This is a genomic window from Deinococcus indicus (assembly GCF_002198095.1).
GTDB lineage: Bacteria > Deinococcota > Deinococci > Deinococcales > Deinococcaceae > Deinococcus > Deinococcus caeni.
This window is the reverse complement of sequence record NZ_NHMK01000030.1, coordinates 65,903-84,564: the sequence shown is the minus strand read 5'-3', so window position 1 is coordinate 84,564 and position 18,662 is coordinate 65,903. Positions and strand designations below refer to the sequence as shown.

The window sequence follows — 18,662 nt, the reverse complement described above, 5'->3', positions numbered from 1 at the left end:
CGGGCAGCATCGGGTATGGCTGCCCGCCGATTCCTGCTTCTGGCTGCCGCGCTCACCGGCGTGGCCCTCGCCCACTATGCCGCGCCGCTGCCCCTGAGTGCCGTCGCGCCCGCGAAAGCGCAGTTCGGGCTGCCGTTCGCGGGACCGCCCGGCCCGGACACCTGGATGCTGGGGCAGGGGTACGGGAACACGACCGGCGCCTACCGGCAGCGCCAGAGCACGTATGGGAATCTCCAGGGCATCCATGCGGGCCTGGATTTCAGCGCGCCGTGCGGCACACCCGTGCGGGCCATCGGGGACGGCGTGGTGGCCGAGGTGGACGGCCCGCACGGCAGCCCGCCGCACAACGTGGTCGTGGACCACGCGGGCAACCTCTCGAGCCTGTACGGGCACCTGCGGGTGCGGTCCAGCCTGCGGGTGGGACAGCAGGTCACGCGCGGGCAGGTGATCGGCGAGAGCGGCGACTCGCAGGGCACCTGCGTCAGCGCCCCGCACCTGCACCTGGAACTGCGGGACCGCTCGCACCAGCGCTTCTTCAACCCGCTGCCGTTCATCGCGGCGGACTGGAATTCCCTGGCGCTGGCCGGCAGTTTCGGGCGCGGCTACGAGTACGACCTGACCCAGCCACGGCGCTGGCAGACGCCGGACTCGCAACCCGCCGCCCTGCGGGGCGGCCCGCTGCTGAACGAGTACCGTCAACCCTGGCCCCCCGCGCCCGGAGGGGCGAGGTGAGGCACGCCGCCCTGGCCGTCCTGATGCTGGGAACGGCACACGCCGCCACCCTCCCGTCCCGCGCGGTCCTGAGTGGCGAGTGCTGCCCCGGCGTGGTCTGGACGCCGGATTCCCGCGCCCTGCTGTTCCTGGACGGCCCCCCGGCGCGCGGCTCGACCGGCATCTATCAGGTGGCCGCGACGGGCGGCGCGGTCACGCGGCGGTTCTCCAGCGTGGCGTACTTCTCCCCGGCCCTGAAGTGGGCGGTGCGGCCCGGCCCGGGCGAGGCGACCACCCTGGAACGCCTCGCGGACGGGCGGCGGTTCACGCTGCCCACCTACGGCGCGAACGTCGCCTGGACGGCCGCCGAGACCCGACTGGCCTACGCCCGCAGCGACACGACCGGCAACTTCGACCGCCGGGTCACTCGGGTGTTCGTCGCCGACGCGTTCGGCGCGCCCCGGCTGGTGGCGACCCTGCCCGGCGGCAGCATTCACGGCTGGCTGGACGACACCACCCTGCTCCTGAGCGGCAAACCCAGCGCCGGGGCACGCGACCGCGACCTGTTCACCCTGAACACCCGCACGGGCGCGCGCCGTACCCTCAGGACCGCGCTGGGCTTCCGCTCGGTGACCATCAGCCCCGGCGGGCGGCAGGTCGCGTACACGGTCGCCTTCGACAGCGCCGCCCGCAACGGCCTGTGGGTGCAGGGCACCGCCAGTGGCAGCCCCCGCGAACTGAGCACCTTCGGCTCGTACCGCTGGCGAGACGCCGCGCGCCTGCTGCTGATCCCCCTGAACGCGGCGGGCGGCCCGCACACCCTGCGGCAGTACGACGTGACCGCGAACGCCTGGAAGACCCTGGGCGACCTGGGCGATCAGGTGCGCCTGTCGGACTGGTCCGTCAGCCCCGACGGGCGCCTGCTGAACTACCTCAGCGCCCGCGACGGCAACGTGCGCGTCCTGACGCTGCCCTGAGGGGACTGGCCTGGCCAGAGGGTCACGGCGACCCCGGCAGGGTGGTCAGGTGACGGGCCTTATTGATAAAGGTGTAAATCCGAGTCGTGAGGTTGAGTCAGATCTCGTACTGAACGTGCTCCAGCGCGCCGCCTTGAACTAAAGGCAACTTCAATTTCCACCGGTATCAATAAGTACGTCGAAGCTAACATTGCGAGATTCCGGGAAGGCACCGGAATCTCTCCATTCCCGCTTCAACGTACTTCCTCTGCTACGCGCTCCGCGCGGTTTATCTACAAGATAAACGCAGTGTACTTAAAACCCTTTGACCTCCGCCCAGTGAACACTCGCGTCCACGCCGATCTCCTTCAACCTCTTTTTCAGCTCGGCGATTTCCTGCGAAAGAATCCAGGCTCTGTGCGAGAAGCCGATCCGGACCGAGTGCTCGGATTCGAACCCCACGCTGCCAACCAGTGGGGACAGGGCCGGGTCGCTCTTGATGATGTACAGCGCCAGAATCTGCCGGGACGGCCTTCCATTCTGGATCATCGGCTCGACCATCAAGGCAGCGACCGTGCTGGCCGGGTATGGGTCACCGGAGGCAGATAACCCTGATCCCACGATCCCTGAGAGCGCGACAGTCAGCATCACACGGGTCATCATCTGGGCAGCTTACTCCTTGCAGCTGTTGGCTTCAGGAAAGGATTCTTGCCCCTCGGTGAGGGAGGTCCGTCTGACCTTTCCGAGGGGGCGCCGAATGAGGAATCGCCCCATGTTCGCATGGTGCCCTGACCTGCTAGACTGTCTCGTTTCCGAAGCGAAGGCGGTGCCTTACGCATTCAACGTAACCCCCGGCGGCCCGGTCTACGTCTGATTCCTGCCGTTCAGGCCGCACTTTTCAGGGAGAATCCACCTTGCAGAACAATCTGATCGTGAAGGGCGCGAAGGCACACAACCTCAAGGACATCACGGTGGAACTGCCGCGCGACCAGTTCGTGGTCATCACGGGCGTGTCCGGCAGCGGCAAGAGTACTTTGGCCTTCGACACCATCTACGCCGAGGGCCAGCGCCGCTACGTCGAGAGCCTCTCCGCGTACGCCCGCCAGTTCCTGGGCCTGATGGAAAAACCGGACGTGGAGAGCATCACCGGGCTGTCCCCGGCGATCTCCATCGACCAGAAGACCACCAGCCACAACCCCCGCTCCACGGTGGGGACCGTCACCGAGATCCACGATTACCTGCGGTTGCTGTACGCCCGCGTGGGCACCCCGTACTGCCCGGTGTGTGGCCGCAAGATCGAGAAGCAGAGCCCCAGCGAGATCACCGACCGGCTGCTGGCGGGCTTCCCTGACAAGCGCGCCATCCTGCTGGCCCCCGTCGTGCGTGGCCGCAAGGGCGAGTACCGCAAGCTGTTCGCCGACCTGCGCCGCGAGGGTTTCGCACGCGTCCGCGTGGACGGCACGCTGTACGAACTGGAGGAAGCCGAGAAGCTGAAGCTGGAAAAGTTCGAGAAGCACGACGTGGACGTGGTCATTGACCGCGTGACCCTGCGCGAGGCCGACCGCAGCCGCATCGCCGAGAGCGTGGAACTGGGCCTGCGCCGCGGCGAGAGCCTGCTGCGCGTCCTGATGCCGGATGCCGGTGAGGACGGCGGCGCGCACGAGGAACTGTACTCCGAGAAGTTCGCCTGCCCCGAACACGGCAGCGTGCTGGAGGAACTCGAACCCCGCTCGTTCTCCTTCAACTCGCCGTACGGCGCGTGTGGGGACTGCGCGGGCCTGGGCAGCAAGCAGGAGTTCAGTCCCGACCAGATCATCGACGACAAGCTCTCCATCGCCGAGGGCGCCATCCTCCCCTGGAGCAAGAAGGGCACGGGCGGCGGCATCTACTACTGGGACAAGCTCCAGGCGCTGGCCGAGCACCTGGAGTTCAGCGTGAAGACCCCCTGGCGCGACCTGCCAAAAGCCGCACAGGACGCCGTCCTGAAGGGGCCGGGCGCGCCCTTCGAGGTCGTGTACCGCCGCGCGGGCAAGGAAACCATGCGCTTCATGACCGAGTTCGAGGGCGTCATCCCGAACCTGGAACGCCGCTACGCCGACACGGAATCCGAGTTCATGCGCGAGAAGCTGGAGGAACTGATGGAACTCCAGCCCTGTCCCACCTGCGGCGGTACCCGCTACAAACCCGAGATCCTGGCGGTGCGGGTGGGCGGCCTGAACATCAGTCAGGCGAGCGGCATGAGCGTCCTGGCGGCCGACACCTTCTTCCGTGACCTCCAGGGTGGCGAGCTGGACCACGACGCCATCGCGCCGTTCCTGAAGGGCCACCTGGGCGGCACGGCCCGCGCGCACGCGCCCAGCCGCTACGAGTACAGCCTGAACGACTTTGGCACGGCGGTGGCCGCCCCGATCCTGCGGGCCATCCGCACCCGCCTGAAATTCCTGGTGGACGTGGGCCTGGACTACCTGAGCCTGGACCGCACCGCGAACACCCTGTCGGGTGGTGAGGCGCAGCGAATCCGGCTGGCCACCCAGGTCGGCAGCGGCCTGACCGGCGTGCTGTACGTGCTCGACGAGCCGTCCATCGGCCTGCACCCCAAGGACAACCACCGCCTGATCGGTACCCTGAAGCACCTGCGCGACCTGGGCAACACCCTGATCGTCGTCGAGCACGACGAGGACACCATGATGGACGCCGACTACCTCGTGGACATGGGCCCCGGCGCGGGCGTCGACGGCGGGCAGGTCGTCGCGGTCGGCACGCCCGAACAGGTCAAGCAGGACAGGAACAGCCTGACCGGCAAGTACCTGCGCGGCGAACTGAAGATCGAGGTGCCCACCCACCGCCGCCGGGGCAACGGCCGACAGCTGAAGGTGATCGGAGCGCGTGAGCACAACCTCCAGAACGTGTCCATCGAGATTCCGCTGGGCACCATGACGGTCGTGACCGGCCCGTCCGGCAGCGGCAAGAGCACCCTGATTCACGACATCCTGCACGCCACCCTGGCGCGCGAACTGAACGGCGCGAAGACCACCCCCGGCCGCTACGACCGCATCGAGGGCATGGAGCACCTGGACAAGGTCATCGAGATCGACCAGAGCCCCATCGGCCGCACGCCGCGCAGCAACCCCGCCACGTACACCGGCGTGTTCACCGAGATCCGCGACCTGTTCACCCGCACGCCCGAAGCGCGGCGGCGCGGGTATCAGGCCGGGCGCTTCTCGTTCAACGTGAAGGGCGGCCGCTGCGAGCACTGCAAGGGCGACGGCGTCATGAAGATCGAGATGAACTTCCTGCCCGACATCTACGTCCCGTGCGAGGTCTGCAAGGGCGCGCGCTACAACCGCGAGACGCTGGAAGTCAAGTACAACGGCAAGACCATCGCCGACGTGCTCGACCTGACCGTCGAGGACGCCCAGAGCTTCTTCGAGGCGATTCCCGCCATCGAACGCAAGATGACCCTGCTGTGCGATGTGGGCCTGGGCTACATGAAGATCGGGCAGCCCAGCACCACCCTCTCGGGCGGCGAGGCGCAGCGTATCAAGCTCGCCAGCGAACTGAGCAAACGCGCCACCGGCAAGACCATCTACATCCTCGACGAACCCACCACGGGCCTGCACTTCGAGGACGTCCGCAAACTCATGGAAGTCCTGCAACGCCTCGTGGAAGGCGGCAACACCCTCGTGATCATCGAGCACAGCCTGGACGTCATGAAGACCGCCGACCACATCATCGACCTCGGCCCGGAAGGCGGCGTGCGCGGCGGCACCGTCGTCGGCACCGGCACCCCCGAGGAGATGGCCGCCCACCCCACCAGCCACACTGGCGAGTACCTGCGCCGCGTGCCCGGCATCGTGGCCGCCACGCCCCGCACGCCCGCCCCCGCCAGCGAACCCGCCCCGAAAAAACCCGGCCGGCCCGCGAAGAAACCCGCCGCTGCCGAACCCGAACTGGTCGGCGCGGCGCCCGCCCGCAAGAGTCGTGCTAAGAAAGAAAGCGCATGACCCAGCCCGACCCCACCCCCACCGACGCCGCGCACGCCGCCGCCGACCCCGCCCAGCCCCAGGTGACGCCGGCCGCCGGCCCGGCCCGGCCGCAGCCCCGGCCCGCCCGGCGTGCCGCGCCCACCCCGCCGGAACAGGCCGCCCGGCCCGGCATGACGCTGCTGAAGCTCACGCTGGGCGCCGCGTGCCTGCTGGCCCTGGCGTACTTCCAGTGGACGCCCGGCGAGTGGCCCGTGCGCCTGCTGACCTGGGTGCTGCTGACCCTGCTCGCCGACGAGTTCGGCGGCTGGTTCGGCTACGCTGGCCTGCTGCTCGGCGGGGTGGGGTACCTCAGTCCGGTCGAGCCGCCCGCCGAGTGGCTGATCATCCTGCCGCTGGTCGGCGGGACGCTGATGGGCACCCTGCTGCTCAAGCATTCGGGCGGCCTCTTCGTCCTGCCGTTCGCAGGTGCGCTGTTCGCCGCCGTGCTGATCGGCGTGGGCCGCTTCGGGACCTCGCTGGACCCGCAGATGACGCTGCCCGGCACCCCGGAATTCCAGCGCAACGCCATCCTGGGTATGCTGGTCGCCCTGAGCGTCAGCGCCGTGCGGCAACTTACGGAACTGATCCTGCGCCGCCGCCGCCGGGTCGCGGCCCGCGCCGCCACGCCCGGCTGACCCATCCCCGATCCCCGCCCAGGCCGCCGCTTTCCGACTCCGGAAGCGGCGGCCTGCTGCGGTCCGGCCCGGCCACCCGTCCAACCACCCACCCGGCCACCCGCCTGGGACGGGTCCGGCGTGACCGTCTCATGGCGGCGCGTTACACTCCGGGGCAAGATGAACAGCAACTCCAACCGCACCATCCTCGTCATCGGCACCCTGATCGCCGTGGCCCTGATCGCCCTCGCCCTGGTCGCCGTGCGCGGCAAGCCCGCCCCCGGCGCCGGACTGAACGGCGACTTCGACCTGACCGGGCAGCCCTTCGCCGGTCAGGCCGACGCGCCCGTCAGCGTGGTCGTCATCGAGGACTTCAAGTGCCCCGTGTGCAAGACCTTCGAGGAGACGGTCGCGCCCGGCCTGAAGACCAACTACGTGGACACCGGCAAGGCCAAGGTGTACACGCTGGTCTGGCCGTTCCTGTCCGAGGTGGCCCGCCTGCCCGTCGACGACAGCAAGTTCGCCGCGCAGGCCGCCAAGTGCGTGTACGACCAGGGCGGCAACGACGCCTTCGGCAGCTTCAAGAGCATCCTGTTCCGCGCGCAGGGTGACGAGAGCACCGCCTGGGCCACCAAGACCCGCCTCAAGGACCTCGCCGGGAACGTCGAGGGCATCGACCAGGGCCAGTTCGCCACCTGCCTGGACACCGACGCCACCGCCGCCCGCGTGGACGCCGACGAGAAACAGGTCACGGACGCCCGCGTGAACTCCACGCCCACCGTGTTCGTGAACGGCAAGCAGGTCCTGAACGGCAGCGGCCAGGGCAGCTACCTGCTGGCCGACGTCAGCGCCGCCATCGACGCCGCCAGCAAGTAAGCCGTGAGCCGCGACAACCGCCTGTACGCCGCGTGGGTGATCGCCCTGATCGCCACGCTGGGCAGCCTGTACTTCAGTAACATCCTGGGATTCAAACCCTGCGTGCTGTGCTGGTACCAGCGCATCGCCATGTACCCGCTGGCCGTCATCCTGGGCATCGGCGCGCTGCGCGGCGACCTGAACGCCCGCGTGTACGCCCTGCCGCTCGCGGGCGTCGGGGCCGTCATCGCCCTGATCCAGAATCTGGAGGACTGGGGCCTGATCCCGGTTCTGAAAGCCTGCACCGCCGACGCCACCACCGTCGCCTGCGACATTCCCTGGCCGCTGTGGGGCGGCGGCGCGCTCGCCGGCCTGAACACCATCCTGACCATCCCGGTCCTCAGCATGACCGCGTTCATCCTGATCATCGGCCTGCTGAGCTGGCGGCGAAACCGCAGCATCTGAAGGAGGCGTGCGGGAGGCGGGGCGCGGGGTGCGGTCAAGGACCCCTCCGCCCCGCCTCCCGCCTAGACCGGTCGGCCCGCCATCATGAACGACGCGGTCATGCCTCCGTCCACGGGGACGATCGCGCCGGTCAGGAAACTGGCCTCGTCGCTGCCCAGGAAGTACACGACCTTCGCCACTTCCTGCGGCGTGCCGAGGCGGCGCAGGGCGTGCAGGTCCTCGTAGTCCCGGCGGGTCTGCTCGGGGTTCTCGCTGTCCGCGATGGCCTCCAGCACCCCCTCGGTGCTGATCGCGCCGGGCGCGACCGCGTTCACCCGCAATCCGCGCGGCGCGAGGTCCAGCGCCATCGCGCGGGTCAGGTTCACCAGACCGCCCTTGCTGGCGTTGTACGCCGCGTTGCCCTGTTCGGCGAACAGGCCCTGCACGCTCGCCACGTTCACGACCGCCGCGCCGCGCGGCAGCAGGTCCACCAGCGCCCGCGTCAGCAGCAGCGGCGCCGTCAGGTTCACGCCCAGCGTCCGCGCCCAGCCGCGCTCGCTGACGTCCAGCACGCTGCCGTGCGCGCCCTGGAACGCCGCGTTGTTCACGAGGACCTGCACGCCGCCCATCTCGCGCGCGGCCCGCACGATCCGCTCGCGTCCGGCGGCGGTACTGACATCCGCCTTCACGCGCCGCTGGCCACGCAGGACCGGCGGCAGGTTCACGTCCGCGCTCAGCACCCGCCACCCACGCTCTGCGTACAGTTCCGCCACCGCCCGCCCGATCCCGCGCGCGGCGCCCGTCACCACCACTCCATGCGATACGTCCGTCATACCCCCAGTGTCACGGACAGCGCCGCGCGGAAGGTACGAACGCTAAGACACGCTCAAGTGGAGGAGGGGAGTGGGCGGCAGGAAGGCGGGCAAGAGGGAAGGCCCGCCGGCGGCGTTCGCGTCGGCGGGCCCTTCATGGGGAGACGGGCGGCGGGGCGACGGTCAGCCACCGGCCCACCCCCCCATTTCCCGGTTACTTGCGGCTGGCTTCGATCAGCGCGGGCACGATCTCGTTGATGTCGCCCACGATGCCGTAGTCCGCGACCTTGAAGATGGGCGCCTCGGCGTCCTTGTTGATGGCGATGATGTTCTTGCTCTTGCCCATGCCGCTCAGGTGCTGCACGGCGCCGCTGACGCCCAGGGCGATGTACGCCTTGGGTTGCACGGTCTTGCCGGTCTGGCCGACCTGCTCGGCGTAGGGGCGCCAGCCAGCGTCCACGACGGCGCGCGTGGCGCCCACGCCCGCGCCGATGGCGTCGGCGAGGCCTTCGACGTAACGGGTGAAGTTCTCGGTGCTGCCTACGCCACGGCCGCCAGTCACGATGACCTCGGCTTCGGTCAGCGCGACGCGGCTGCTCTTCTCGACGCTGCGGCCCGTCACCTGCACGCGCGGGGCGGGCAGGTCGAGTTCCACGTCGTACTGCTCGCCGGGAGTGGCGGCGGGCGCGGCGGGCGCGAACGAGCCGGGTTTGACGGTCACGACGACTGTCCCGTCGGCTTCCACCGTCTCGGTCACGCGGGCCAGGTAGGTGTAGCGCTGCGCCTGGAGGGCCGCGCCGTTGCTGCCGAGCGCGATGGCGTCCTCGAGGTACGGCGCGTCGAGTTTCACGGCCACACGGGGGGCGTACTCGCGGCCGGAGCGGCTGCCGCCGATGATGATGGTGTGCGCCTCGCCTTCCTGCGCGATCTGCGTGGCGGCCGCCGCCCAGACCTCGGCGTTGTACGCGGCCAGCTGGGGCAGGTCGGCCACGAGCACCTGATCGGCGACGGCGGCGGCCTCGGTGGCGACGGCGGCGACGTTCTGGCCCAGCACGAGCAGGGTGACGGGTCCCTCGCGGCCGGACTCGCGGGCGGCGGTGACCATTTCCAGGGTGGATTTCGCCAGTTTCCCGGCGGTGTGTTCAGCGACGATCAGAATCATGCGATCACCTTGGCTTCGTTGCGAAGCAGTTCGAGCAGCTGTTGCGCGGCGGCCTGGGGGTCCTTGCCGTCGATCATGGTGTTGCGGCGGGCGCGGGTCTGGATCTCGGCGTTGACGCTGCGGACCTTGCCCTGAAGCTGGTATGCGGCGGGGTCGTCCTTGCGGAGTTCCTTCTTCTTGGCCTTCATGATGTTCGGCAGGGTGGGGTAGCGGGGTTCGTTCAGGCCCTGCTGGGTGGTGACCACGGCGGGCAGCGTGGCGCTGAAGCTCTCGTTGCCGTCGTCGACGTCGTGACGGCCGGTCAGGGTGTCACCGTCGAGTTTCAGTTCGTTCGTCCAGGTCAGCTGGGGCCAGCCGAGGCGTTCGGCGCTGGCGGCGCCGAGGGCCTGGGAGTCCCAGTCGGTTTCCTGCCCGCCGGCGAGGATCAGGGTGACGTTCTCGGCCTGCGCGACCTGCGCGACGACGCGGCTGAGGGTCACGGCGTCGTACTTCTCGTCGGTCTCGACGTGAATGGCGCGGTCCACGCCCATGGCCAGGGCGGTGCGCAGGGCGTCCTCGACCTTCTTGGGTCCGACGGCCAGCGCGATGATCTGCTCGACGGGCGCGCCGCTCTCGCGCAGGCGCAGGGCTTCTTCCACGCCGTACTCGTCCATGCCGTCGATGACGAGGGTGGCGCCTTCGAGGTCGACGGTCTGGCCGCTGATCTTGATGCGGGCCTCGGCGTCGGGAACTTGTCTTACGAGGGTCAGGATGTTCATGGGTCCTCCAGTGAATCGGGGTGGGGGTGTCCGGTGACGTGTCGGTTCAGGTCAGGTTCGGTTTCAGGCACCTGAGGGCAGACGCGCCCAGCATGACAAATTGTACTTGGTTCAAGTTTAGCAGAGGACCCGGCGACAGGGAAGACCCACCAGCCCCCAGACCACGGCTGACCCCACCCTAGCGCCCACCCCGCCCACAGCACCGGCCCTCACGCTCAGGCATCCCGGACACCCCACCGCATGAGAGCTCACCCCCACCGTCCGCACCGCCATTCATACCGTCCCCGACACGCCCGGATCCTGCCACCCCCTCCCACACCGCCTTGAACACCCCTTCAGGTTCCCCCGGCCGGGCCTTCATGTCCGGCACCTCCTTAAAGTTCCCGTCAACTGGCTCAGGGAAGCCTCTCATGGTCACGGCGGAACCTAGCCTCATGAAGACGTTCATCCCCCTGACCCTCCTCGCCCTCACCGCCACCGCCGGCGCCCAGTCCCTGAGCGGCGTGCAACTCGGCCTGACCGGCGGCTACGCCAGCGGCCTCAGCGGCGAGATCTTCGTCCTGACCCCCAATGTCGCCGGCCCGGTCGGCGTGAAGGTCGGCGTGGCCACCACCCGCGCCGCCGACGCCATCAACGACAGCAGCGACATCGGAGCCGGTCCCTTCTCGGCCGCCAAGGCCAACGGCGCCACCGAATCTGGCAGCCACACCGTCACCTCGGTGGACGCCACGTACGGCCTGGGCGAAGTCGCCCCCGGCGTGCAGGCCACCCTGTACGGCGGCGGCCGCTACGGCGCCTTCAAGTCCACCGAGAGCTACGGCAACAGTGGCTCCGTCACCTACAGCAGCAACTCCTTCGGCATCGGCGCGGGCGCCATGGTCAACTACGCCCTGACCGGCAACCTGGGCCTCGTGGGCGACCTGGGCGTCGACCACTACTTCAAGAGCAACATCAACACGAGCACCAGCACGGGCGGCAGCGACTCCTTCGCTCCGAATGAAGCCGGGTACGACACCCTCGACAACCGCTTCGTGCGCCCCGGCACCAACTTCAAGGCGCGCGTGGGCGTGACCTACAACTTCTGATCCTGCCTGCCCCGGCCCCCGCCGGGTAGGAATCACTCACCGAGCGTCGGCCCCCCTGCGGAGGTCGGCGCTCGATCCATTCAGCTGGCTGCGCGTGAGCCGGGGTTACGGGGACGGGTCGGCGTCCGTCCGGGCGTTCAGGTGCTGCCGGAGAACCTCGAAGGCCGCCACGGTGCGGGGGAACCCGAGGTACGGCACGCACATCATGAGGGCGCCGCGGACCTCGTCCTCGGTGGCGCCGGCGTTCATGGCTCCCCGGATGTGGGTGCGCAGTTCGGGCGGGCTGCCCAGCGACACGAGCAGCGCGCAGGCGATCAGCTCCTTGCTTTTCAGGTCCAGGCCGGGGCGGTCGTACACGGTGTCGTACGCGAAGTCGCGGATGTACGCGCCCAGGTCGGGGTCCAGCCGGTCGAGCCGCTGCTGGATGCGGGGTTGCTGGGTGCCGAAGATCACGTCCCGCGCGCGCGGGGAGTCGGGGTCGGTCATACGGGCAGGGTAGCGCGGCCGGCCGGTGGGAGCGGCTGCCCAGACCTGGCAAGAGTCCCGTCAGGGCGGCGCGGCTACAGTGGCGGCAGGTGGGACCGGTGGTCGGGCGCGCCGCGCGCAGATCGTAAGGTTTCACCTGCCTGGGTGGGTGGGGTGGGGATACTCTACACTCAGGCTGTCCCGTAGGCGTTCAGAAATCCGGTCCCCCGTTCTGCCGCAGGCAGTCAGGTTTTCCCTGTATTCCTCCGTTCGCTCCAGCGACCTGTGATCTTCCGTTCGACCCGGTAACGTGACTGTCGCGCTTTTCCGCCCCTGGGGGTCACCCATGAACAGATACGATGACCGCGCCCGCCTCGTGTTCCACTATGCCCGCGAGGAAGGCAACCGTCTGGGCCACGCGATGGTCGGCCCTGAGCACCTGCTGCTGGGCCTGATGCGCGAGGGTGGCACGGCCGCCAGCATTCTCGGAGAGTTCGGCGCGTCCCTGGACGGCCTGCGCCGCCGCGTCGAGGAGATCATCGGGCGTGGCGAGGGCAACCGCCTGAACGACGCGCCCAGCATCACGCCCCGCGCCCGGCGCGTCATGGAACTCGCGTCCAGCGAGGCCCGCAACCTGGGCGCGCAGGTCACGAGCACCGAGCACATCCTGCTGGGCATCATCCGCGAGGGTGACGGCGTGGCCTTCCGCATCCTTCAGGAACTCACCAAGGACGTGGACACCATCCGCTGGCGCATCCTCGCGCAGGGCGAGGGCGCGGGCAGCAAACCCGCCAAGCCGGTCGCCACGCCCTTCCTCGACGAGTACGGCCGTGACCTGACGAAGTGGGCGCGCGAGGGCAAACTCGACCCGGTGATCGGGCGCAGCGAGGAGATCCGCCGCGTCACGCAGATCCTCACGCGCCGCACGAAGAACAACCCCGTCCTGATCGGCGACCCCGGCGTGGGCAAGACCGCCATCGTCGAGGGGCTGGCGCTCGCCATTCACGAGAAGCGCACCCCGCCCAACCTGCATAACGTGCGACTGGTCAGCCTGGACCTGAGCGGCGTCGTCGCCGGCACCAAGTACCGGGGCGAGTTCGAGGAACGCCTGCGGCAGATCATCGAGGAACTGCGCAACGCGAAGGTCATGGCCTTCATCGACGAGCTGCACACCCTGGTGGGTGCGGGCGGCGCCGAGGGCACGCTGGACGCCGCGAACATCCTCAAGCCCGCCCTGTCGCGCGGCGAGATCCAGGTGATCGGCGCGACCACCACCGGCGAGTACCACCGCTACATCGAGAAGGACGCCGCCCTGGAACGCCGTTTCCAGCCGGTCATCGTGCTGGAACCCAGCCCCGCCGAGACGCTGCAGATCCTGCGCGGACTGAAACCCAAGTACGAGGAGCACCACGGCGTGCAGATCCCCGAGCAGGCGCTGGAGCTCGCGGTGCGCATCGGCGAACGGTCCCTGCCGGGCCGCAATTTCCCGGACAAGGCCATCGACCTGATCGACGAGGCCGCCAGCCGCGTGCGCCTGAACATGAGTGTCGGCCTGCCCGTCGCGGAGACCGAGGACGGCGAACCGTACGTGACCCGCGAGGACATCGAGAGCGTCATCAACTCCATGGGCGGCATCTACTCCGAGGAGACGGCCGCGCAGCTCGGCGACCTGGAAGGCAACCTGCAGGATCAGGTGTACGGCCAGCCGGACGCCATCCGCGCGCTGTCCAGCGCCCTGCGCCGCGCCCGCGTGGGCCTGGGCGGCCGTACCCGCGTCGCCGCGAGCTTCCTGTTCGTCGGACCCAGCGGGGTCGGCAAGACCCACCTCGCCAAGGCGCTGGCCCGCAGCCTGTTCGGCAGTGAACGTAGCCTGATCCGCATGGACATGAGCGAATTCCAGGAAAGCCACTCGGTCAGCAAACTGATCGGCTCGCCCCCCGGCTACGTGGGCTTCGAGCAGGGCGGCCGCCTGACGGAAGCCGTGCGCCGCCAGCCGTTCAGCGTGATCCTCCTCGACGAGATCGAGAAGGCCCACCCGGACGTGTACAACACCTTCCTGCAGGTCCTCGACGACGGCCGCCTGACCGACGGACTGGGCCGCACCGTGGACTTCCGCCGCACGATCATCATCATGACCAGCAACACCGGCTTCAACGTGACGCCCACCGTGGGCTTCAGCCCGGTCACGCCGGACAGCAACGCCCCGCTGCGCAACATCTTCACCCCGGAATTCCTTGACCGCCTCGACGAGGTCATCCGCTTCAAGAGCCTCGGCGAGGAGGAACTCGTGCGGGTCGCGCAGCAGCTCATGGGCGAGATGCGCGAGGAGCTGGCCAGCCGCGAACTGACCGTCACCTTCGACCCCGCCATCGCCGCGTGGCTGGTCGGGAAACTCAAGGCCCGCAGTCCCAAGCACGCCGTCGGCAGCAGCCGGCAGCTGCGCACCCTCGTCCGCGAGGAGCTCGAGGACCCGCTGGCGCTGGAACTCACCAGCAACCACGGCGAGGAACTGCGCGTCGTGCTGGGCGAGGGCGGCATCCAGTTCGAGAAGGGCGAGGAAGCCGCCTCCCGTCAGATCCTCGCGTAACCTCTTCAGCAGAAGAGCCCCAGCATCAGCCGGGGCTCTTCCTCGTTTATTTCCGGCAGGTGAGGTCCACCCGGAAGGCGGGGTCCGGGGTGTTCCACGGCAGGCCCGCCTTCACGTTGCCGGCGCGCAGGTACACCAGTTTCGTGGGGGTGCCCCTGCCGGGCACCTGCGCCCGCATGGCGTACGCCCCGGCGGGCATGACGGCGCGGTTGTGGTCCCAGCCGTCACGGTTCTGGGCGACGCTCTCGACGGTGGTCGTGGTGCCGTCCGCGAAGGCGAGGTTCACGTTCGTGAGGCCGAAGCCGGTGCCGGTCAGGTCGAGGCTCTGCCCGGTGGCGTTGCGGACCTCGGCGGTGATCTCGAAGCCGGGGCGGTTGTTGTACGTGCTGGGCACGGCCCGGACGTCCGTCACGCGGAAGCGCCACACGCCGTTGAACAGCGTCTCGCCCAGGCAGCCGCTGACGGCCGCCACCTGATTCTGCCCGCCTGCCGCAAGGTTCAGGTCCACGCGGCCCGCCGTGGTGGTGACGTTCAGCCCGGCGGCCTTCAGGGCGGACACCGGGACGTACGTGGTGCCGTTCACGCTGATGGCGTTCGCGGTGGCCCGCCCGTTGATGAAGAAGCGGACGCTGGTGGTCGCGGCCACCGCGACGCCCAGCAGGGTGGCGGCGGACAGGGACAGGGCGGTCAGGGTGCGGGCACGCTGGTTCATGGGGACTCTCCTTTCCCGCGTCTGGGCGGGTATGGGGGCAGTCTGCGCGGCAGGGCGTGATCGGGCCGTGATCGCGCCCGGCGTGGGGTGCGTCCATCGTTCCCCGCGCGGGGCGGGCGCGTCAATGCGGGGTCCGGGAACCATCCGCCCGCCGCCTGTCCAGTACCATGGCGGTCATGACGAAGAGCATTGTCGACTTTCAGGACGAATACGGCCGCATCACCGGGTGGCCCAGCGACCGCCGCCGCGCGCACCAGCTGGCCATCCTCGACTACCTGACCGGACTGTTCGAGCCCGGCGTGTCGTACGACCAGGGGCAGGTCGAGCAGATCCTGGCCGACCACAGCACCCTGGAGGACCCCAGCTTCCTGCTGACGGAACTGGTCGACAGCGACTACCTGGCCAGCGGGGACGGCGTGTACTGGCGGGCGGACGGCCGCCCCGGCGCGCGTGGCTAGAGCCCGCACGAACTACGTCTGCACCAGTTGCGGGTACACCAGCGCCAAACCGCTGGGCCGCTGCCCGAACTGCCAGGCGTGGAACTCCTTCGAGGAGGAAGTTCCGGCCGCCGCGACCACCGCGCGCGGCGGGGCGTACGGGGGCATCACGGGCGGCCGCCTCACGCCGCTGTCCGGGGTGGGACGCCGCGAGGAGCCCCGCACCCCGAGCGGGATTCCGGAACTCGACCGGGTGCTGGGCGGCGGTCTGGTCGCCGGGGGCGTCACGCTGATCGGCGGGGAGCCCGGCATCGGCAAGAGCACCCTGCTTCTTCAGGTCGCGGATAAGGTCGCGGCGGGGGGCGGCACGGTCCTGTACGTGGCGGGCGAGGAATCCCTGGAGCAGATCCGCCTGCGCGCCGACCGGCTGGGCGTGAAGGCCGAGATTCAGCTCACCCGCGACACCCGCGCCGAACATGTGGCGGCGCTGATGGCCGAGCACAAGCCCGCGCTGTGCATCGTGGATTCCATCCAGACCGTGACCGTCGAGGGGGACGGCGCGCCGGGTGGCGTGGCGCAGGTCCGCGACGGCACCGCCCTGCTGACCCGCGCCGCCAAGGAAACCGGCACCGCCACCGTCCTCGTGGGGCACGTCACGAAGGACGGCACAGTCGCCGGACCGAAAGTCATGGAGCACATCGTGGACACCACCGTCTTCCTGGAGACGGTCGGGTCGTACCGCCTGCTGCGCAGCGTGAAGAACCGCTTCGGGCAGGCCGGGGAACTGGGCGTGTTCGAGATGCGCGGCGAGGGCCTGATCGCCGTCGAGAACCCGTCGGCAGCGTTCCTGGCCGAGCGGCCCGTCGGGGTGCCCGGCAGCGTCGTGGCCGCCACCATCGACGGGCAGCGCCCCATGCTGCTGGAAGTGCAGGCGCTTGCCAGCAAGACGCCGTACCCGAACGCCCGCCGGGTCGTGGTGGGCCTCGACGCCCGCCGCGTGGACGTCGTCCTGGCCGTGCTGGAACGCCGCCTGGACCTGACGCTGGGCGGCCTGGACGTGTACGTGAACCTCGCGGGCGGCCTGAAGGTGCCCGATCCGGGCCTAGACCTCGCGGTGGCGCTCGCGGTGTACTCCGCCGTGGTGGGCCGCGCCTTGCCGGACAGCGTGGCCGTGTTCGGCGAGGTCGGCCTGGCGGGCGAGGTGCGCTCCACCGTCGCCTCCATCCGCCGCGCCGAGGAGGCCCGCCGCGCCGGGTACACCCGCCTGATCGTGCCGCCCGGCCTGGACGGCCACCCGAACGGTGTGAAGAGCGTTGAGGAAGCCGTCGCGCAGGTCTGGCAGGGCAGCACCGGCACTGGCAGCCGGAAACCCCGCGCCGCCGCCGAGCGTACCTGAGGGTATGACTGCCCCGCTGTCGGCCGCGCCACCCACCTCGCCCGTCTGGTTCCGGGCGCTGGTGTGGCTGGTGCCCCTGCTCCTGATCGTGACCGCCTGGATTCCGGACGACGGCGCCGATAAGCCCCTGCCGGTGGCGGGCAGCGTGGCCCTGACCCTGCTGGGCGTGGGACTGGGGGCACTGTTCGCGCAGGTGCCCAGGCGCCTCGCGTACACCCTGACCGACACGGGCCTGCGCGTCAGCCGCTTCTCCGGCACCTTCGAGTGGCCGTACCGCGAACTGCGGGTGCGCCGCACCGACGCCGGGCTGGGCCTGCGGGTCGGTGGGGTGGGCCTGCCCGGCTACTACACCGGGAACTACACCTTCACGGGGGCCGGGTACCGCAGCGTGCAGGCCATCGCGTCGAACACGCGCGGCGGCCTGATCGTCGAGCGGGGCGGCACGCCGTACTACCTGACGCCCGCCGACCCCGACGCCTTCGCGCGGGCGCTCGCCGCGCGGGGCGTGCCCGTGCTGGACTGATCTGTCCCCGGAGGGCTGAACGGGAGTGGCAGTGCTGATACCCGTTATATGCCTTGACAGGAATATTCCTTCTATGGCATAATCTGTTCATAACGAACGCATCAGAAGGAGGTCACGCGCCGCTTGAACCACCACACCTTCACCGCCCTGGCCGACCCGCACCGTTTCCAGATCGTCGAACTGCTGCGCGAACGGCCCCACAGCGTCGGCGAGATCGCCGAACGGCTCGGCCTGCGCCAGCCGCAGACCTCCAAGCACCTGCGCGTCCTCACGGACGCCGGACTGGTCCACATGGAACCCCAGGCCAACCGCCGCATCGCCCACCTGCGCCCCACCCCGTTCCGCGACCTCGACGACTGGCTGACCCGCTACCGCCCCCTCTGGGAGGAGCGGCTGGACCGGCTGGACGACTACCTACGCACCCTCCCACCCGAAGACCCCGCACCCGACCCCACCGACCCCGGAGGTTCCCCATGACGCACGCCACGCTCGACCACCGCATCGAAGACGCCCGCACCCTCGTGCTGGAACGCACCTTCGCCGCCACGCCCGACCGGGTCTTCGCGGCGTTCACGCAGGCCGAGCACCTGAAGCACTGGTGGGGACCGCGCGGCTGGACCCTCACGCACTGCACGGTGGACCTGCGCCCCGGCGGCCGCTGGCACTACTGCATGACCTGCACCGACCCCGCGCAGGGCGACTTCCACGGCATGAACAGCTGGGGCCTGGGCGTGTACGAGCGCATCGAGGCGCCCACCCGCCTGACGTATACCGACCACTTCAGCGACGAGCACGGCGCGGTCAACGACCAGATGCCCGCCACGCTGGCCGACCTGACCTTCGAGGCCGTTCCCGGCGGCACCCGCGTCACCAGCCGCTCCACGTACGTCCGCCCGGAGGACCTGCAGGCGGTCATGGACATGGGCATGCTTCAGGGCATCACCGAAACCTGGGACCGCCTCGCCGAACACCTCGTCTGACCAGAACGGGCAGCGGCTCCCACCTTCATCGGGGGAGCCGCTGCCCGTTGCCTTATCGTGCGGATTCCGTCTGTTTCGTCGGCAGATCGGAACCCCACCGATCTGCCAACTCCACGCCCGGAATCCTCTTGGCTCCTACT

19 protein-coding genes are annotated in these 18,662 nt (G+C 69.6%); 13 read left to right on the top strand and 6 right to left on the bottom strand.

Annotated elements, in window-relative coordinates; genetic code table 11:
* Window positions 1–15 precede the first annotated feature (15 nt).
* Together CBQ26_RS17525 and CBQ26_RS17520 are read left to right on the top strand one after the other, a co-directional pair.
* Window positions 16–732, top strand: coding sequence for a M23 family metallopeptidase (locus CBQ26_RS17525; protein WP_088249919.1), 717 nt, complete (start codon window positions 16–18; stop codon window positions 730–732).
* Window positions 729–1,688, top strand: coding sequence for a TolB-like translocation protein (locus CBQ26_RS17520; protein ID WP_308430583.1), 960 nt, complete (start codon window positions 729–731; stop codon window positions 1,686–1,688). The genes CBQ26_RS17525 and CBQ26_RS17520 overlap by 4 nt, the downstream gene beginning before the upstream one ends.
* A gap of 294 nt (window positions 1,689–1,982) precedes the next feature.
* Here the strand turns inward: CBQ26_RS17520 and CBQ26_RS17515 are convergent, their stop codons facing one another.
* Window positions 1,983–2,330, bottom strand: a complete 348-nt coding sequence (locus tag CBQ26_RS17515; RefSeq protein WP_088249918.1) for a hypothetical protein — start codon at window positions 2,328–2,330, stop codon at window positions 1,983–1,985.
* Window positions 2,331–2,581: 251 nt separating this feature from the next.
* Here CBQ26_RS17515 and uvrA point away from each other — a divergent pair, with 251 nt between their 5' ends.
* The 4 genes from uvrA (at window position 2,582) to CBQ26_RS17495 (ending at window position 7,626) form a co-directional block, all read left to right on the top strand.
* Window positions 2,582–5,671 carry an excinuclease ABC subunit UvrA gene (uvrA, locus tag CBQ26_RS17510; RefSeq protein WP_088249917.1) on the top strand — a complete coding sequence of 1,030 codons (3,090 nt, stop codon included), beginning with the start codon at window positions 2,582–2,584 and terminating at the stop codon, window positions 5,669–5,671.
* The gene (locus tag CBQ26_RS17505; RefSeq protein WP_088249916.1) at window positions 5,668–6,327 is read left to right on the top strand and encodes a hypothetical protein; all 660 of its coding nucleotides are present in this window, start codon (window positions 5,668–5,670) and stop codon (window positions 6,325–6,327) included. The genes uvrA and CBQ26_RS17505 overlap by 4 nt, the downstream gene beginning before the upstream one ends.
* A 159-nt stretch (window positions 6,328–6,486) precedes the next feature.
* Window positions 6,487–7,182, top strand: a complete 696-nt coding sequence (locus tag CBQ26_RS17500) for a DsbA family protein (protein ID WP_088249915.1) — start codon at window positions 6,487–6,489, stop codon at window positions 7,180–7,182.
* 3 nt (window positions 7,183–7,185) lie between these two features.
* Window positions 7,186–7,626 carry a disulfide bond formation protein B gene (locus tag CBQ26_RS17495; RefSeq protein ID WP_088249914.1) on the top strand — a complete coding sequence of 147 codons (441 nt, stop codon included), beginning with the start codon at window positions 7,186–7,188 and terminating at the stop codon, window positions 7,624–7,626.
* A gap of 62 nt (window positions 7,627–7,688) precedes the next feature.
* Here the strand turns inward: CBQ26_RS17495 and CBQ26_RS17490 are convergent, their stop codons facing one another.
* The 3 genes from CBQ26_RS17490 to CBQ26_RS17480 all read right to left on the bottom strand — a co-directional run bounded on the left by CBQ26_RS17490 (window position 7,689) and on the right by CBQ26_RS17480 (window position 10,337).
* The gene (locus CBQ26_RS17490) at window positions 7,689–8,438 is read right to left on the bottom strand and encodes an SDR family NAD(P)-dependent oxidoreductase (RefSeq protein WP_088249913.1); all 750 of its coding nucleotides are present in this window, start codon (window positions 8,436–8,438) and stop codon (window positions 7,689–7,691) included.
* A 193-nt stretch (window positions 8,439–8,631) separates the two neighbouring features.
* Window positions 8,632–9,579, bottom strand: coding sequence for an electron transfer flavoprotein subunit alpha/FixB family protein (locus CBQ26_RS17485; protein WP_088249912.1), 948 nt, complete (start codon window positions 9,577–9,579; stop codon window positions 8,632–8,634).
* Window positions 9,576–10,337 carry an electron transfer flavoprotein subunit beta/FixA family protein gene (locus CBQ26_RS17480; RefSeq protein WP_088249911.1) on the bottom strand — a complete coding sequence of 254 codons (762 nt, stop codon included), beginning with the start codon at window positions 10,335–10,337 and terminating at the stop codon, window positions 9,576–9,578. Before CBQ26_RS17480 ends, CBQ26_RS17485 begins: the two co-directional genes overlap by 4 nt.
* Before the next feature lie 434 nt (window positions 10,338–10,771).
* Here CBQ26_RS17480 and CBQ26_RS17475 point away from each other — a divergent pair, with 434 nt between their 5' ends.
* Window positions 10,772–11,422: a hypothetical protein gene (locus CBQ26_RS17475; RefSeq protein WP_088249910.1), complete on the top strand. Its 651-nt coding sequence runs from the start codon at window positions 10,772–10,774 to the stop codon at window positions 11,420–11,422.
* A gap of 105 nt (window positions 11,423–11,527) precedes the next feature.
* Here CBQ26_RS17475 and CBQ26_RS17470 read toward each other — a convergent pair whose 3' ends face one another.
* Window positions 11,528–11,908 carry a carboxymuconolactone decarboxylase family protein gene (locus tag CBQ26_RS17470; protein ID WP_088249909.1) on the bottom strand — a complete coding sequence of 127 codons (381 nt, stop codon included), beginning with the start codon at window positions 11,906–11,908 and terminating at the stop codon, window positions 11,528–11,530.
* Window positions 11,909–12,233: 325 nt separating this feature from the next.
* On the opposite strand from CBQ26_RS17470, the gene CBQ26_RS17465 reads away from it, so the two are divergent.
* Window positions 12,234–14,474, top strand: a complete 2,241-nt coding sequence (locus CBQ26_RS17465) for an ATP-dependent Clp protease ATP-binding subunit (protein WP_088249908.1) — start codon at window positions 12,234–12,236, stop codon at window positions 14,472–14,474.
* Between the two features lie 46 nt (window positions 14,475–14,520).
* Here the strand turns inward: CBQ26_RS17465 and CBQ26_RS17460 are convergent, their stop codons facing one another.
* Entirely contained in the window at window positions 14,521–15,186 is a 666-nt protein-coding gene (locus CBQ26_RS17460; RefSeq protein WP_088249907.1) for a hypothetical protein, read from the bottom strand.
* Window positions 15,187–15,362: 176 nt separating this feature from the next.
* Here CBQ26_RS17460 and CBQ26_RS17455 point away from each other — a divergent pair, with 176 nt between their 5' ends.
* The 5 genes from CBQ26_RS17455 to CBQ26_RS17435 all read left to right on the top strand — a co-directional run bounded on the left by CBQ26_RS17455 (window position 15,363) and on the right by CBQ26_RS17435 (window position 18,522).
* A complete protein-coding gene (locus CBQ26_RS17455) occupies window positions 15,363–15,644 on the top strand; it encodes a DUF2087 domain-containing protein (protein WP_088249906.1) in 282 nt (93 codons plus the stop codon).
* Window positions 15,637–17,019, top strand: coding sequence for a DNA repair protein RadA (gene radA / locus CBQ26_RS17450; protein WP_088249905.1), 1,383 nt, complete (start codon window positions 15,637–15,639; stop codon window positions 17,017–17,019). The genes CBQ26_RS17455 and radA overlap by 8 nt, the downstream gene beginning before the upstream one ends.
* Window positions 17,020–17,023: 4 nt before the next feature.
* The gene (locus CBQ26_RS17445; RefSeq protein ID WP_088249904.1) at window positions 17,024–17,542 is read left to right on the top strand and encodes a PH domain-containing protein; all 519 of its coding nucleotides are present in this window, start codon (window positions 17,024–17,026) and stop codon (window positions 17,540–17,542) included.
* Between the two features lie 123 nt (window positions 17,543–17,665).
* Window positions 17,666–18,019, top strand: a complete 354-nt coding sequence (locus tag CBQ26_RS17440) for an ArsR/SmtB family transcription factor (protein WP_088249903.1) — start codon at window positions 17,666–17,668, stop codon at window positions 18,017–18,019.
* Window positions 18,016–18,522: an SRPBCC family protein gene (locus CBQ26_RS17435; protein WP_088249902.1), complete on the top strand. Its 507-nt coding sequence runs from the start codon at window positions 18,016–18,018 to the stop codon at window positions 18,520–18,522. Before CBQ26_RS17440 ends, CBQ26_RS17435 begins: the two co-directional genes overlap by 4 nt.
* The last annotated feature ends 140 nt before the right edge of the window (window positions 18,523–18,662 follow it).